We start from the raw sequence: 16,990 nt of genomic DNA, 5'->3' as shown, positions 1-16,990 counted from the left end.
ATCAAGGGGAAAGTTATCTTAAATAGATACGCTTCCAGACAAAATTGGCGCTATATCAACCGAAGGGGCGATCGCAAATTATGGATGGACTGGAGTCAAAGCTGCGCTATCTGGTGAAGGAAGCCTGTATGCACCCGCCTGGAAGTGCCCAGCGCCAGAAAAACTTAACCAGGGTGATTCGTTTAATCTCACACAAGCTTTGGAAAGAATATACCCCTTACTATGAAGATGCACTGCAACAGACCTGGGTGTATTTCTGCCAAAATATCTGTGAAGGGAATACCGGCGAAGCTTATGACCCCAGTCGCAGCAGTGTCATCACCTGGCTGAATACTTACCTGAAACGGCGGCTTCAAGATTTCTACATTGATGCTAAAAAGCAAGAATCGAGAACCGTTACGGGTCAAGCGAAAAGGTCAAAGTCGGGCGATATCGGTGAAACTACTGACCCGGTGGATAATCTGGAAGCAACTCCGGATGTTCCCCCCTTATTGGACGACATCAGAAAATGGGTGGAAGCAGATCCTCAAGGTGAGTTGTGCCGCACGCACATTGCCGGTCGTCCAGAAGTGAATGCCCAAGTGTTGATTTTGCGACGCTTACCCCCAGAAGCCAGTTGGAAAGAGCTTTCAGCGGAATTTAACCTCCCCATTTCCACATTGAGCAGTTTTTATCAGCGTCAATGTATCTCTCGCTTGCGTAAATTTGGTGAATCGGAGGGATATCTATAAATAAAGGAGCTTCCCAACTATGACTTACAATACCCATGAGCTAGAAGATTTTGCCCTACCGTTGCCGATTACCCAAGCCGCACGCAGGCTAGCACAGCAGTTTGCCACTCAGCAGCCGACACCACACAAAGCAGAGCAAGTTCTGTTGAATACCCTATCTGTCTTTGTGGTGAATGATTACTTGCAGATGATGGGGATTCCCACCAATCTTGCAGCCAGTGACAGCTGGAATCCCATCGTGCGCTTATGTTCTGATGTCGCTGACCTGGAAGTGCCGGGAATCGGTCGATTAGAATGTCGTCCTTTGAGAAGCACAGAACAAATCTGCCACATTCCCCCCGAAGTTTGGTCAGACCGGATTGGCTATGTGATGGTTCAAATCGATGAATCGCTGCGGGAAGCAAGTGTGTTGGGATTTACCCCAAGCATCGCTACCTCAGAGTTGCCTATCAGCCAATTGCGATCGCCTGAAGATTTAATCGATCGCTTGCAGCAACTGATGCATCCTGCTACAGTAGCGCCTGCATCGTCCCTCAACCGTTCTTTCAGCAGAACTCAAGCGAACTTGAGCCAATGGTTCAACAATGTTTTTGAAGCCGGTTGGCAAACAGTTGAAACTTTGTTAACGCCTGCATCAAATCTAGCCTTTAGTTTTAGAGGCGATGTAGTTGCTCCCAGTTTGGAACAGCCAGAAGCTGCCGTTCGCAAAGCGAAATTGATAGACTTAGGGATAGAGATTGCCGACCTTTCTGTTGCTTTAGTTGTTGAAATCAATCCAGAATCTGAGGAGAAAACGAATATTCTTCTTCAGGTGCATCCTACTGGCAGTCAAACTTATCTGCCACCTTCCCTCAAATTGATTGTACTCAATGATGGCTCTAATTTTCTAGAAGCCGAGTCCAGAAATGCAGATGATTACATTCAATTAGAGTTCAGTGGTTCCCCTGGAGAACAGTTTAGCGTTAGAGTCGCTTTGGGGAATGCCAGCATTCAAGAAGACTTTGTTATTTAGCGATTATTTGTAAACTTGCTGCATCTCTTGTAATAATGCAAGATTGATTTTTCCATTTATCTGGAAATGCATCATACATTTAATTGCTGAAAACTAATCGTCCTACTGTCAAAATGGTTAAATTAGTTGTTATTAAGCTATGGAGTGGTTCTTTTGAAGATGGTTTCCAAGTCACATTACAGATTGGGAATGATAGCGAACGACCTTCCATAGAAATCGTCGGAATGTTACCTCCAGCCCCAGAAATTCCCCAACACTACACCATCTGGACAACCGCTTATCGTCGCTTGGGAGCGCAATATAGACTAGAAGCAAAAACCAGACAATCGACTAATGTTGCCAAGATTGATGACTGTAGTTTGGCAGCTAATGTATTGCGCGATCGCTTGAATCTTTGGCTGAATTCGGAACCGTTTCGGGCAATTCGAGAAAAACTACTAGAACAATTAGTCCCTACCGATGAAATTCGGTTCATTATCCAAACCGAAGACGTTCAGCTACGGAAATTACCTTGGCATCTTTGGGAATTATGCGATCGCTATCCAAAAGCAGAAATCGCCTTAAGCGCCCCAGTCTACGAACGTGTAGAACAACTCTCATCGCCTATCGAGAAGGTGAGAATTTTAGCAATTTTGGGGAATAGTGCGGGAATTAATACCCAAGCCGATCGCATTTTATTAGAGCAATTACCCGACGCGGAACTCAGATTTCTGGTAGAGCCACAACGGGAAGAATTAACCGAACAGCTTTGGAAACAAGGCTGGGATATTTTATTTTTTGCAGGTCATAGTTCAAGCCATAAGAATGGTGAGACGGGACAAATTTATATTAATCAAACAGAAAGCTTATCGATTGAAGAACTAAAATATGCATTAAAAAAAGCGGTTGAACGCGGATTAAAAATAGCTATTTTCAACTCTTGTGATGGGTTGGGTTTGGCAAAAAATTTGGCTTCTTTACAGATTCCACAAATTATTGTGATGCGGGAGCCTGTACCGGATAAGGTTGCACAAGAATTTTTGAAGTCTTTTCTAGAAGCCTTCGCTCGTGGTGAGTCGTTTTATTTAGCAGTACGGGAAGCACGGGAAAGATTGCAAGGACTAGAAGCTAAATTCCCTTGCGCGACTTGGTTGCCAATCGTTTGCCAAAATCCGGCTGTATTGCCACCAACTTGGCAAGGAGTTGTCGGGAAAAGGAAAGAAGAATTGCCGATTCTCGATTCCCCTCTGCCATCCCCCTCCCGAACCTCCCAGACTCAATCTCAAAACTGGCGGGGACGACTTCGGGTAGCGTTGCTTGCCAGCGTGGCTGTCACATCATTGATCGCTCTGGTGCGGCATCAGGGAATGCTGCAATCAATGGAATTAAAAGCTTTTGACCAAATAGTGATGCTGCGACCAGATGAAAAGCCAGATCCGCGCCTTTTGGTGGTCACAATTACTGAAGCAGATGTTCAAGCTCAGAATCCAGAACAAAGGCGTGGGTCGTTGTCAGATCCGGCACTGAATCAATTGTTGCAGAAACTAGAGCAGTATAAACCGCGAGCGATTGGCTTAGATATTTATCGAGATTTTCCGGCATTACCTAGTCAGAAAGATTTAGCCAGTCGGTTACGCAAAAGCGATCGCTTAATTGGTATTTGCAAAGTCAGCGATCCCCAGGCGGGTGAACCGGGGATTCCAGCACCGCCAGAAATCCCGACAGAACGTTTAGGGTTTAGCGATTTTATGGTCGATTCAGATGGGGTGGTTCGTCGCCATCTGTTATCGCTGAAACCAGACCCCGCCTCACCCTGTACGGCTTACTACGCTTTCAGCGCCCAATTGGCATTCCGTTACTTAGCGGCAGAAGGCATTGTACCGACTATCAATTCAGAGGGGTTCTTGCAGCTGGGTAAGGTGGTTTTTAAGCCTTTGGAGAGCTTTACAGGTGGCTACCAAGGAACCGATGCCTGGGGTCATCAAGTGCTGCTGAATTATCGCTCCCACCGTTCCCCAGAAAATGTTGCCGATCGAGTGACTCTCAAAGAAGTCGTCAACGGTCAGATCGATCCCAATTCAATCAAGGATCGCATTGTTTTGATCGGCACGAGCGCTAATAGTTTTCATGACTATTGGCTCACACCCTACGGTCAGGGTCAGTGGTCTGAAAAGCAAATGCCGGGAGTATTTGTGCAAGCGCAAATGGTGAGTCAAATGATTAGTGCAGTTAAAGATGGGCGATCGCTATTATGGGTGTGGCCTCAGTGGGGCGAAGTTTTTTGGATTTGGGGCTGGTCTTTACTGGGAGGATTGTTCGTCTGCTATCTCAAGTCCCCGCTACACTTGGGGATAGCGATCGCCGCAGCCCAAATCTTGTTGTATGGTTTATGCTTGGCACTGTTAGTAAAAAGCAGTTGTTGGGTACCGCTGGTTCCACCCGCCCTAGCCTTGGTAGCGACCAGCACTAGCGTAGCCGTATATGCAACCTTTCGAGCTAGACGATAGTCACTGACATTAAAATTTCTTCGACTAGCTATATGAAGTTACCTTTTAATCAGATAATCCTTGCCAGAGCGATCGCCCAGCGTGCTGGATGGCAGACGACCCTCTTCCTGGTTACTTTGATCGGCAGCTTGACGCAAATCCCAGTAAAACCCGCCTTCCCAGAAGTCTCAACCGTATCCACTGCGCCACCACCGCCAGTAGACCGTAGCGCCCCCGCTGGACGACAGCGAGGCGGTGCTAGCCGTAGCCCCGGCAGCCTTCTGTTCAACGCGCCACCACCGCCCGCAGACCGCAGCGCCCCCGCTGGACGACAGCGAGGAGGTGCTAGCCGTGGTGGCACCTGTCCAGCAGTGATAGGCGAGGAGCCTCTGACTGCCTTGGTGCCTGCCACTGAGAGAAGTTTGAATGAAGGACAATCTGGGAACTCAGGCTTAAAAACCTTTGAGTCCGTTTGGGCATTAACGGCTGCTGAGTCTCCTACCTTCTGGTATTACGTTCCTTATGCGCTCACATCCGACCTGCCTGTGGAATTCATCCTACAGGATGACCAGGGTAACAATGTCTATAAAACCAAGTTCATCGCATCCCAAAAGCAGCCTGGTGTAGTCAAAGTGCGTCTTCCTGCTACAGTAGCGCCGCTAGAAGTTGGCAAGATGTACCGTTGGTTTTTTATGATTGATTGCGATCCGGATGCTCCACCCTTGGTTGAAGGCTCCGTTCAACGGATTGCACCTTCTGCCACTTTGAAGAGTCAGTTACAGAAAGCAACCCCACGGGAGCGTGTGGTTCTTTATGCCAAACAAGGAATCTGGCATGATGCCCTCACTGCTCTTGCTGAACTCCGCATTGCGAATCCAAAAGATGCTGCCCTGACTGCTGACTGGGTAAGTTTATTAAACTCTGGTGGCTTGGAAGCGATCGCTCAAGAACCTGTAATCGATTGCTGCACCGCTCAACAACAGTAAACAAACAAGTCTAATTTTGCCTAGATCGCAGATTATGCGGTAATTCTTCGCGGTTACCGCATAACCCCAAAGGATTTACCCCTTTGGGGTTATGCCTCGTTAGTCATAGAGTGTCGGTAAAGAATTTAATTTATTGATAAAAATTAACTCTTAAAAACTAAATAAATAAATACTGCTAGATTCAACCGTACTTCAATGACTCGATTTCACTTTTGCCCAAAAAATACCAGGGTAAGCGCATCTAAATATGAGTGTTAAATATACTAAGTATTAGGCTAATGAGAACGGCTATTAATCTGAAAGAAGGGGCTATCTCATGGTATCAGGCTTAGACTCCGGTACACCACGTCACCACTTAAATTCAGTAAGTGTAGCCTCAGTTAATGCATTGACTGAGCGGATGCAGAGCTATTTTAGCGAGATAAAAGACCTGCGCGTACAACGAAGCCGCGCCCACAAGCAGGTAGATATCCTCGCATTGAAAAGCGGCAAGAGGAGTGCGTCCCAGTTTCTCAACTACCACTCCTGCATAACCAACAAGATTGGGCGGGACGCAAATTTGTTGTTATGGTGGTGCGGGTACGTCATCTTTGGAACAAAACCACCCATGAGGTACAGTTTTATCTAACCAGCTTGGAGAGCGATGCCCACAAGCTGGGGCAAGCGATTTACCTTCATTGGGGCATTGAGAATGGTTTCCATTGGACAATGGACGTTACTTTCACGCGAAGATGATTGCCGTGTTCGTAATTGTCATGCACTACAAAACCTGGCGATATTAAGACGAATTGCACTCAATGCTCTAAATCGAGAACAGTCTTTAAGGGCGTAGTACCCGCCAAAAATCGCGATCGAGCCGCAATGGATAATAATTCTATGCTCAAGATTCTTGCTGCTTGTCTACCCCAACTTGATGATTTTAAACCCGCTTGTCAATAGCATTTGAGATGCGCTTACCCTGATTAACAATCGACCGAGAAAATGTCTTGACTATCTAACCCCTTGTGAGATATTTTATGGAAGAAGATCAGCGAGTGATGCACTTCAGACTTAAATAGACGTTGTCCTTAAAATAGTAGGAAGCTTCGGCGTCGTATATTTCAACACTGAAATCACGGTCAAATCACTAGGTTTTTCAAGGAGTAATTAATATGGCACTTATCAACGGCACTTCGGGAAATGACCCCAATTTAGTGGGGGGTGTAGAAAATGACACCATCTATGGTTTTGCGGGAAATGACAATCTATATGGCAACAATGGGATTGATACCCTTATAGCTGGAGAAGGCAATGACCTTTTAGTTGGAGGTGCTGGTTTTGACACTCTCACTGGAGGTGCTGGCAATGATGTCTTCAGATTTAACAGCGTTATTAGCTGGGGCATACAGCCGGGATATGGGCATTATGTCCAAAGTCAGGATGGTTTTGACATCATTACAGACTTTAATCCACTTCAGGATACTATCCAGAGTTATGTGCCTGCTACTCCTTACATTCCTGCCCATTTTCAACACATTACAGGCGTACCCATCTGACAAATAGAGGCTTAGTCAGCAACTTCACAACGCTTGAAATTGGTAATTTTTTGAGCGATCGCGTAACTTTTGCAACTCTATTCGACTCAAGTTTAACCCTTAGCTTCATATAGCAATCCTATTTTAGTTGTGAGATGCTAGCCTTTCAAATCCCCGACTTCTTGGAGAAGTCGGGGATCTCGCCTTCACGAATCATTTAGAACTGCTATAGAATAGTCGCTGTTGTAAATCTGGGTAAATTAGGGAGATATTGAACGCTCAGTTCCCCTTCTTGATTTAAGGTTAGTTAGGGGGAGCAAAAAGGGAGCATCCCGATTTTGCAAATATACCTGGCGATTGGAAATCGCGGCTACACAAACAAAGTCCGCGCAACGCGAGACTTTTGAAACCCGCATAGGCGGGTTTAGTCTGTGTAGATGCGAATTCTATTCGCCCTTTTTACTTCCTAGACATCTTCTTAGCTTTGTTGCAGTGAAATACCAACTAAGTTCTTAACTTAACCTTAATAGAGACAACTCCGTCAACCCTAAAAGCTGGCTTCAGCCAACTTAGCAGTTGGGGCTGGTATGCTCGTTGGCAATAGTAGGGGTGCTTTTCAAAGTCAGCCGCGTATGTGCCCAAATCTTACCCGATGAAACTTTAGGAACCGAAAGTTCTGTAGTAGTACCTCTTGCTCCTGGCTACCCAGTTGAACTCATCTTTGGCGGAGCAACGCGGGGTGCCAATTTGTTCCACAGTTTTCAACAATTCGACATTGGGGAAATCCGAGCCGCCTATTTTCTTCCTCCTCCAGAAATTAAAAACATACTGAGTCGAGTGACAGGAGGGAGTCGTTCCGAGATTCTGGGAACCCTGGGGGTAATTGGCGATGCCAACCTATTTTTAATTAACCCCAATGGGATTATCTTTGGGCAAAAGGCTTCTCTAGATATCGGTGGTTCGTTTGTGGCGACGACAGCGAATGCAATTGCTTTTGACACTCAGGGTTTTTTCAGTGCTTCTGCACCTAATGTTCCCCCAATTCTGACTGTCAATCCTTCGGCTTTTCTATTTAATCAAATTGCAGCTAAGTCAATTACCATTCAATCTGCGTCAGGTTTACAAGTTCCTGATGGTCGGAGTTTGTTGTTAGTGGGCGGGAATATAGAATTGCAAGCAGGGCAATTAAAAGCTCCCGGCGGTAGCATCAAGTTGGGAGGAGTGGCAGAAGCAGCAACCGTAGGGCTAAAGATTGATGGTAACAATCTGCATTTGAGTTTTCCGGCAGGAGTCCAACTAGCAAATATCTCCCTAACGGAAAAAGCCATTGTTGATACCAGTGGTGAGGGCAGCGGTGCTATCCAGCTTTCAGGCAAGCGGATTACGCTCACCGATGGCTCAAAAATTGAGGCGAATACCATCGGGTCAGAACCAGGGGGGACGATTACCGTAACCGCAGAGTCCCTAGAAGTGTTAGCAGGAAGCCGCCTGTTAACTCAAACTATCGGGGATGGAGCGGCTGGAGACTTAACAATTGAAACTAGGCAGTTGATTGTTAAAGATGGGGCACAGGTAGGAAGTGTTACTTTTAGCACGGGTCAGGGGGGAACGTTAACCGTATCTGCCTCAAAGTTCGTGCAATTGATTGGTACTTCAGCGGATGGAGTGGATGTCAGCGGCTTGTTTACTCAAACTGAAGGTGCTGGAGCCGCTGGAAACTTGACGCTGAAAACGGGTCAGTTGACTGTCAAAGATGGGGCGCAGGTCTCAGTTTCTACGGTTGATGCAGGTCAGGGCGGAAAATTGAGTGTCACCGCACAACAGTCCGTACAATTGATTGGCACCTCCGCAAATGGTAATCCTAGCGGTTTGTTTGCGGTGACTCAAGGCGGCTCCGGAGCTGCTGGAGACTTGACGGTTGAAACGGGACAGTTAATTGTCCAGGATGGGGCACAGGTTTCGGCTTCTACTTTTGGCGGGGCGACAGGCAAAGGCGGAACGTTGAATATCACCGCAGATTCGGTGCAACTGATGGGAACATCAACAAATAGTCAGTTTAGAAGCGGCTTGTTGGTGGGGACGGCAGGTACTGCTGCGGCTGGAGACTTGACGGTTGAAACGGGACAGTTGACTGTCCAAAATGGAGCGGTGGTGTCGGCGGGAACTTTAGGTCAGGGTCAGGGAGGAAAATTGACCATCACCGCCAAGAAGTCGGTGCAATTGGTGGGAACATCGGCAGATGGGCAGTTTTTCAGTAGCTTGCTGACTCAAACATCAGGTGCTGGAGCCGCCGGAGACTTAAAAATTGCGACGGGGCAGTTAATTGTCCAAGATGGCGCTCAAGTCAATGTCAGCAGCCAAGGGACAGGAAATGCAGGCAATCTAGAAATCGAGGCAGGTTCCATTCTTTTAGACAATAAAGCCGCCCTCACCGCGACAACCAAATCGGGAAATGGCGGCAATATTACCTTACAGGTGCAGGATTTATTGCAGTTGCGCCACGGTAGTAGCATTTCCACCACTGCTGGCACCGATAAGGCGGGTGGAAACGGCGGCAATATGGAGATAGATGCTAAATTTATCGTCGCTGTCCCTGCGGAAAATAGCGATATTACCGCCAATGCCTTTGAGGGTCGGGGAGGTAATATCAATATCACCACTTCTGGCATCTTTGGCACCCAGTTTCGCCCCCGCCTCACTCCAGAAAGTGACATCACTGCGAGTTCGGAATTTGGTGTAGATGGCGCAGTCAACATCAACACCTTGGAGGTCGATCCGAGTCGCGGGTTAGCTACTTTGCCAACAGAATTGGTCGATGCTTCTGGATTGATTGCACAAACTTGTCCGGCAAGTGGAAATCAAGTTGCTAGTTCTTTTACAGTGACCGGAAGCGGTGGATTGCCGGATAATCCTGGTGACGCTAGAAGTAGCAACGCCGTTTGGACAGATTGGCGAATTTCTCAAAACAGTCGTCCGAATCGGCTCATCCACGCTGCAAAAGCTTCCATTCGCTCAAGTTCTACGGTTGCCATATCTCAGGCTAATTCCACAGCAATGCCTTTAGTGGAAGCGACTGGATGGGGGAGAAATCATCAAGGTGAAGTCGTTCTGATGGCTGCTGTTTCTTCCTCTCCCGATATAGAGTTGGTGTCGCAGTGCGATCGCTAATTGCGTCTTGATGATTCAGTGTCAGCGAGCCATTCCATTTATTGATAAAGGTTAAACATGAGTATTGATATCAGTAGGCTGTGCTAGGCTATTGCGTGAATATACGGAAATGTTACTGCCAAGTAACGCTAGCCCCAATGTTAATTCGCAGAGTGCTTCGACCACTGCATCGCCACCCTTGTTGGATAAGAAGCGCGATCGGGCTGGGTATTATCGCCGCTATTAGCGATCGCGCGATCGCCCAGAACATCACCCTTGATGGCAGCCTCGGCTCCGCAAAAACCTTAACTGGCCCCAATTACGTTATTCCTCAATCAGTGGGTCAAACCGTCGGCACTAATCTGTTCCACAGCTTTGGAAAATTTAGCCTCAACGCAGGCGAGGTAGCTCGTTTTAGCAGCGCCGCCAATATCCAGAATATTCTGTCCCGTGTCACAGGTGGTCCCTCCTTGATTAACGGCTCAATCTTCACTGAGAGTCGGCAGGTCAACTTTTTCTTGATCAATCCCAGTGGCATTCAGTTCGGGCCAAAGGCTCAACTCAATGTAGGCAGTGCCACCAGAGGCTCTTTTGTTGCCACCACTCTAGATGCTCTGGTGTGGGCTGATGGTAGCCAGTTTAGCGCTACCAATCCAGGTGGATCGAATAGCTTGCTGACGATTGTTGGCGATCCCAGTGGGTTTATCTCTTCACAAACACTGCCTAAACCAATCGTGGGTTCTGCTAGCACCCTGAAAGTCTCAGAAAATCAGAGTTTGTTGTTATTAGGCGGTGATGTGAGTTGGAAGGGCGGGCTTTTGCAGGCGCGGGGTGGTCGAGTCGAGTTGGCAGGATTCGCAGAACCAGGAACCGTCAAGCTGAATGTAGAGGGCAATCGTTTGCGCTTGAAATTTCTAGATAACGTCGTCCAAGCAGATATATCCCTGACGAATAAAGCAGTCATTGATGTCAGTGGTCAGGGCAGCGGTGCGATCCAGCTTTCAGGCAGACAGGTGACATTCAGCGATGAGTCAAAAATTTCTGCAAATACGTTGGGGAATCGAAATGGGCAAGGAATCTTTATTCAGGCTGTACGGCTAACAATTCAGGGTGGTTCTCAGGTATCTGCAACTACCACCGGCAAGGGGAAGGGCGGGATTATCGACATCAATGCCTCTAATTCGGTAGAACTGATTGGCACCTCAGCGGATGGTCAAAAACCCAGCAAACTAGCAAGTGATGTTAAAGACGCAGCGGGAGATGCGGGAAACTTGACAATTACGACCCAGCAATTGCTGGTTCGGGATGGGGCGCGGATATCAGCGAGTGGTTCGGGAACGGGGCAGGGAGGGAGTATCAACGTTTATGCCACTGATTTGGTGGAACTGAGTGGCACCGCACCCAGCGATCGCCGTCCCAGTGGATTGTCGGTTCAAACTTCTAGAGGCAATGGTAAAGCCGGAAACTTAACGATTACCACCAGGCAATTGATTATCCGGAATGGGGCAGAAGTCTCTGCGGCTACTTTTGGGGCAGGTTTTGGGGGAAATGTGGAGGTAAATGCCTCTGAGTTGGTGGAACTGATTGGGACTTCAGCGAATGGAAAGCTTCGCAGCAGATTGTTTGCTGGCACTGGCAACCCCTCCGATGTCATCCGAGACGGAGATGGTTCCTCATCCGATACCAGTAATCTTCCTGCCTTTTCTACCGGAGATGGGGGAAGTCTGACCGTGAAAACTCAGTTGTTAACGGTTCGGGATGGGGCACAAATATCTGTAGGTAGTCAGGGGTTAGGAAAGGCAGGCGAACTCGAAATTGACTCCCGCTCTATCCTGCTGGACAATGGGGCAACCCTCAACGCTGAAACCGTATCAGGTGACGGCGGGAATATTAGATTGCGAGTGCAAGACTTATTATTGCTGCGCCGCAATAGTAACATCTCCACTACTGCTGGCACCGATAAGGCGGGTGGAAACGGCGGCAATATGGAGATAGATGCCAAATTTATCGTCGCCGTCCCGGCTGAAAATAGCGATATTACCGCCAATGCCTTCAAAGGTCGGGGAGGGAATATCAATATCACCACTTCTGGTATCTTTGGTACCCAGTTGCGATCGCGCCCAACCTCCAAAAGTGACATCACCGTGAGTTCGGAATTTGGTGTAGATGGCACCGTACAAATTAATACGCTGGATGTCGATCCAAGTCGCGGGTTAGCTACTTTACCAGCAGAGTTAGTCGATGCTTCTGGATTGGTGGCACAAACTTGTCCGGCGAGTGGAAGCAACGTCGCTAGTTCTTTTACCGTGACCGGAAGCGGGGGATTGCCGGATAATCCTGGTGACGCTAGAAGTAGCAACGCCGTTTGGACAGATTGGCGAATTTCTCAAACCAGCCGCCCGAATCGGCTCATCCACGCTGCACAAGCTTCCACTCACTCAAGAAACGATGTTGCCATACACTCAAACAACTTGATAAAAGAGCAGGTAGAAGCACAAGGTTGGGTGAAAAACGAGAAAGGCGAAGTCGTTCTCACCGCTTCTGTTCCGTATGACTCTCATCGTTCCAGGCTAACGACCGCTAAGTGTCATGTGCCGTAATCTTTCTCATCGCTTATTGTATCTTCGGCTCATAGCAATACTGAGTATCTGCTTGACGGCTCCAGCAGCGCGATCGCTTCCTGAAACGATTGACTCGGCTCAAGTTCCTCAGCTTCCGCAAAATTCCCCCTTACCGCAACTCCCTCCGCCACAAGACATCCTTCCATCCCCGCCATCTCCCTCGCCTACCCCGCTTCCCTCACCAGATGCCCCACTACCGCCGCCAGAAGACTTACTCCAGTCCCCTACCCAGCCTCCCCCTGACGAGGAGACACCGGTGGGGACTTACCTCGTCAACATCACGGTGGAAAAGTTTGAATTCATTGGCAATACAGCTTTCAGTTCCCAAAAGCTAGCGGAAATTACGAAGCCTTTCACCAATCGACCGATTTCTTTTGCCGAACTGCTGCAAGCTCGGACTGCTGTCACCGAGTTTTACATCAACCAAGGATATATTACTTCTGGTGCCCTGATTCCAGCCGACCAAACGATTCAGGGAGGCGTCGTCACCATTCAGGTAGTCGAAGGCGGCTTAGAAGGGATTAAAATTAGTGGCACGCGACGGTTAAATCCCAACTACGTGCGATCGCGTTTGGCTGTCGCCACATCAAAGCCTCTAAATCAGGAACGTCTCTTAGAAGCATTGCAACTGCTGCAACTCAATCCGCTGATTGCCAACTTATCCGCCGAACTCTCAGCGGGATCGCGTCCGGGATTGAGTTTGCTGGAGGTGCGGGTTACTGAGGCGAAGACTTTTAGCACCCAAATCGGCATCGATAACGGTCGTTCTCCCAGTGTGGGCAGCTTCCGACGCCGATTGCAAGTGAATGAGGCGAATTTATTTGGTTTGGGAGATGGTTTAAGCATTGCCTACAGCAATACGGATGGCAGCGATAGCTTCGATACTTCCTATACAATTCCGATTAATCCTTACAATGGCACGCTCAGCGTTAGCTATGGCACCACATCCAGCGATGTCATTGAGCCACCCTTCGACCGACTCGATATTTATGCCGCCTCACGCTACTATGAATTGACGCTGCGCCAGCCAATTGTTCAAACCCCCAGCCAAGAATTCACTGTCGGTTTAACAGCATCTCGGCGGGAAAGCGAAACTTCTTTGCTAGAGATTCCGTTTCCGCTGTCGGCGGGCGCTGATGACGAGGGACGCACTCGGATATCAGCCTTGCGATTTTTTCAGGAATGGACGCGAACAGGTAGTCGCGAAGTCATTGCATTGCGATCGCAATTTAATATCGGACTCGGTGCCTTTGATGCCACTATCAACGAATCTGCGCCCGATAGCCGCTTTTATTCATGGCAAGGACAAGCCCAATGGGTACGCCTCCTAGCACCAGAAACGTTGCTATTAGTGCGTGGCAATGTGCAACTAGCAGATAGAACGCTAGTCCCTTTAGAACAATTTGGTTTAGGCGGCTTAGAAAGCGTCCGGGGTTATCGTCAAGATGTTCTGCTGACGGATAACGGAGTCTTGCTGAGTGCAGAACTTCAGTACCCTGTGCTGCGCGTCCCCCAAGTGCAGGGTGTTCTACAAATCATTCCGTTCGTCGATTTTGGCACCGCCTGGAACAGTTCGGGCAGAGAAGATCCAGATCCCAACAGACTTTTATCTGTTGGTTTAGGATTGCAGTGGCGACAATCACCACGCTTCAGCGCCCGCTTGGACTGGGGAATTCCTTTAGTGAATCTCTCTTCGAGGGAAAGAACATGGCAAGAAAACGGTCTGTACTTTTCCGTGCAGTACAATCCTTTCTAAAGTACGGGCTTTTCGGATTAATTTTGACCCTTTTGCTTTCCTGGGGTCAAAAGGCGAACTCTCATTCGCTGCTGTTGGCAAGTCAATACGGGCACGGCAATGCCGTGTCCATACATGGTCAGGCGTTACCTTCAAGGGATACCTCTGCCCCAAAGAGTCTCGATCCCCCCTTACCCCCCTTAAAAAGGGGGGCAGGAGAGGCGCAAAGAATTCTTCCCCCTTCCCTACGAGGGAAGGGGGTTAGGGGGATAGGTTTCCCCAATTCGAGAAGGATGGCATTAGACGCTACCGAACTAAGTTCCAATGCAACTCAAGTACAACAGGGACGAGAATTTTATGAAAGTGGACAGTTTGTTGAGGCGGTAAGGATTTGGCAACAAGCGGCAAAAACTTTTCAAGCTCAAGGAGATACTCTAAATCAAGCTTCTACGTTGAGCTTCCTGTCGTTAGCTTACCAACAACTCGGACAGTGGACGGAGGCAACTGAAGCGATCGCAAGCAGTCTGAAACTATTAGAAGCGATAAAATCTACCAACAAAGACCACTTGCCAGTTCTCGCCCAAGCTTTTAATATCCAAGGACAGCTGCAATTGGCACTCGGACAAGCGGAACAAGCTCTCTTGACTTGGGAACAAGCGGCGGCTATTTATACTCAAGCAGGCGATAAGGCGGGAATTACTGGTAGCTTAATTAACCAAAGCTTAGCGCTGCAATCTTTAGGGCGTTATCGTCAAGCGGCGAAGACGTTAACTCAGGTAGAGGAGACGCTGGCTAATCAACCAAATACCATGAAGGCGATCGCCCTCAGTTCGCTTGGCAACACTCTCCGCATCGTTGGCGATTTAGAGAAGTCCCGGCAGGTTTTGCAGCAAAGTTTGGATGTCGCCCAGCAACTAAATTCTCCTCCAGATATTAGTGCAGCGTTGCTGGGTTTAGGGAATACCGCGCGATCGCAACAGGATACCGAAGCGGCTTTAAAGTTTTATCAACAGGCTGAATCAACCGCTCCTTCACCAATGACCCGCAACCAAGCCAAACTGAATCAATTGAGTTTGTTGCTAGAAACGAAGCAATTGAGCGCTGCCAAGGCGTTGGGGTCGCAAATGCCAGCGGAAATTGCCAATCTACCACCCAGTCGGACGGCTGTTTATGCCAAGATTAATTTTGCCCAAAGTCTGACGCGACTCAAACAAGCTGACACTGCCAATACTCCCTCTTGGACAGAAATCGGTCAGGTGTTGGCGAATGCAGTTCAACAAGCCAAAAGTATCAAAGATATCCGGGCAGAAGCTTATGCGCTGGGACATCTCGGCGGACTATACGAACAAACTCAGCAATTGCCGAATGCCCAAGACTTGACTCGGCAAGCTTTACTTCTGGCACAATCAATTAACGCCTCAGATATTTCCTATCGTTGGCAATGGCAATTAGGACGCTTATTGAAAGCGCAGGGAAAAACTAAAGATGCGATCGCATCTTATACGGAAGCGGTCAATATTCTACAATCTCTCCGCAGCGATTTAGTCACAATTAATCCTGACGTTCAGTTTTCTTTTCGAGAGGAAGTCGAGCCTATCTATCGGCAGCTTGTCGAGTTGCTATTGCAAACAGAGGGAACTTCAAAGCCGAGTCAAGACAATCTCAAACTAGCCCGTAACACCATTGAATCTCTGCAACTCGCCGAACTCGATAACTTCTTTCGTACCGCTTGTTTGCAAGGCAAGGCAGTACAAATCGACCAAGTTATTGATAAAGACGATCCAACAGCAGCCGTCATTTATCCGATTATTTTGGCAAACCGATTAGAAGTCATTCTCAAGTTGCCTCAACAACCGCTACGCCACTACAAAACTGCTATCAGCCAAAGTGAAGTAGAAAGAATTGCCGGGGAATTGCGAAAGCAACTGACCAAACCTTACACGCTTCGAGAAACTCAATCTTTATCCAAGCAAGTATATGATTGGCTGATTTTACCTGCGTCTAAGGATCTCGCCGCTAGCAACATTAAAACTTTGGTATTTGTCCTAGATGGTTCCTTGCGAAATATCCCGATGGCTGCACTCTACGACGGTCAACAGTACCTTGTCCAAAAGTATGGCGTTGCATTAACTCCAGGCTTGCAGTTACTCGGTCCCAAATCTTTAGAACGGGGAAAAATCAAAGCTTTAACTGCCGGACTAACTGAATCTCGTCAAGGTTTTGCTGCTCTAAGCAATGTGATGCTGGAATTAAATCAGATTAAATCTGTAGTGCCTACTACGGTACTGCTCGATCGGGAATTTACCAGTACCGCTTTCCAAAAAGAAATTAATGCTGTTTCCTTTCCAGTCGTACATCTTGCCACTCACGGTCAATTCAGTTCTAAAGCTGAGGAGACATTTATTTTAACTTGGGATAATCGCATTAATGTCAATCAGTTGGATAATTTACTCCGAATTAGAGATACGAACCGACCGACTGCGATCGAATTACTCGTCCTCAGCGCTTGCCAAACCGCTAGCGGTGACAAACGGGCGGCTTTAGGACTTGCTGGGGTGGCGGTACGAGCTGGGGCACGCAGTACCCTTGCTTCTCTATGGTCGCTGGACGATGAAAGCAGCGCCCTCCTGATGAGTCAGTTTTATCAAGAGTTAACGAATACAAAGGTGACGAAAGCGGAAGCACTCCGGTTTGCCCAGCTGGCTCTGTTGCAGAATCCGCGATACCAGCATCCCCGTTACTGGGCACCCTATGTGTTGGTAGGGAATTGGCTATAGTG

The 16,990-nt window shown here is 48.1% G+C and carries 10 protein-coding genes and 1 pseudogene; all 11 read left to right on the top strand.

The features are described from left to right. The first annotated feature begins 80 nt into the window (after positions 1-80). The 11 genes and pseudogenes from ACFW2W_RS17710 to ACFW2W_RS17660 all read left to right on the top strand — a co-directional run bounded on the left by ACFW2W_RS17710 (position 81) and on the right by ACFW2W_RS17660 (position 16,988). Positions 81-731 (top strand): sigma-70 family RNA polymerase sigma factor, encoded by a 651-nt coding sequence (locus tag ACFW2W_RS17710; RefSeq protein ID WP_378181039.1) that lies wholly within the window; start codon positions 81-83, stop codon positions 729-731. A gap of 19 nt (positions 732-750) precedes the next feature. Further along, positions 751-1,743 carry a DUF1822 family protein gene (locus ACFW2W_RS17705; RefSeq protein ID WP_378180886.1) on the top strand — a complete coding sequence of 331 codons (993 nt, stop codon included), beginning with the start codon at positions 751-753 and terminating at the stop codon, positions 1,741-1,743. 113 nt (positions 1,744-1,856) lie between these two features. After that, positions 1,857-4,229 carry a CHASE2 domain-containing protein gene (locus tag ACFW2W_RS17700; protein WP_378180883.1) on the top strand — a complete coding sequence of 791 codons (2,373 nt, stop codon included), beginning with the start codon at positions 1,857-1,859 and terminating at the stop codon, positions 4,227-4,229. A gap of 32 nt (positions 4,230-4,261) precedes the next feature. Further along, the gene (locus ACFW2W_RS17695; protein ID WP_378180880.1) at positions 4,262-5,194 is read left to right on the top strand and encodes a DUF928 domain-containing protein; all 933 of its coding nucleotides are present in this window, start codon (positions 4,262-4,264) and stop codon (positions 5,192-5,194) included. Between the two features lie 477 nt (positions 5,195-5,671). After that, positions 5,672-5,929, top strand: coding sequence for an ISAs1 family transposase (locus ACFW2W_RS17690; protein ID WP_378181036.1), 258 nt, complete (start codon positions 5,672-5,674; stop codon positions 5,927-5,929). A 214-nt stretch (positions 5,930-6,143) separates the two neighbouring features. Next, a pseudogene (locus tag ACFW2W_RS17685) lies at positions 6,144-6,248 on the top strand (IS30 family transposase); the annotation flags it as partial. Positions 6,249-6,345: 97 nt separating this feature from the next. Next, positions 6,346-6,729 (top strand): hypothetical protein, encoded by a 384-nt coding sequence (locus ACFW2W_RS17680; RefSeq protein WP_378180877.1) that lies wholly within the window; start codon positions 6,346-6,348, stop codon positions 6,727-6,729. Positions 6,730-7,302: 573 nt separating this feature from the next. Next, positions 7,303-9,876 carry a filamentous hemagglutinin N-terminal domain-containing protein gene (locus ACFW2W_RS17675; protein WP_378180874.1) on the top strand — a complete coding sequence of 858 codons (2,574 nt, stop codon included), beginning with the start codon at positions 7,303-7,305 and terminating at the stop codon, positions 9,874-9,876. A 152-nt stretch (positions 9,877-10,028) separates the two neighbouring features. Continuing rightward, positions 10,029-12,455, top strand: a complete 2,427-nt coding sequence (locus ACFW2W_RS17670) for a filamentous hemagglutinin N-terminal domain-containing protein (RefSeq protein ID WP_378180871.1) — start codon at positions 10,029-10,031, stop codon at positions 12,453-12,455. Further along, positions 12,445-14,232 (top strand): ShlB/FhaC/HecB family hemolysin secretion/activation protein, encoded by a 1,788-nt coding sequence (locus ACFW2W_RS17665; RefSeq protein WP_378180868.1) that lies wholly within the window; start codon positions 12,445-12,447, stop codon positions 14,230-14,232. The genes ACFW2W_RS17670 and ACFW2W_RS17665 overlap by 11 nt, the downstream gene beginning before the upstream one ends. A gap of 272 nt (positions 14,233-14,504) precedes the next feature. Beyond that, on the top strand, positions 14,505-16,988 hold the full coding sequence (locus ACFW2W_RS17660) for a CHAT domain-containing protein (protein WP_378180865.1): 2,484 nt from the start codon (positions 14,505-14,507) through the stop codon (positions 16,986-16,988). Positions 16,989-16,990: the final 2 nt, after the last annotated feature.

Source organism: Coleofasciculus sp. H7-2 (assembly GCF_042747725.1).
In the GTDB taxonomy this organism is placed as follows: Bacteria; Cyanobacteriota; Cyanobacteriia; order Cyanobacteriales; family FACHB-T130; genus FACHB-T130.
The sequence above is the reverse complement of the archived record's forward strand: the minus strand, read 5'-3'. Positions and strand labels throughout refer to the sequence as shown.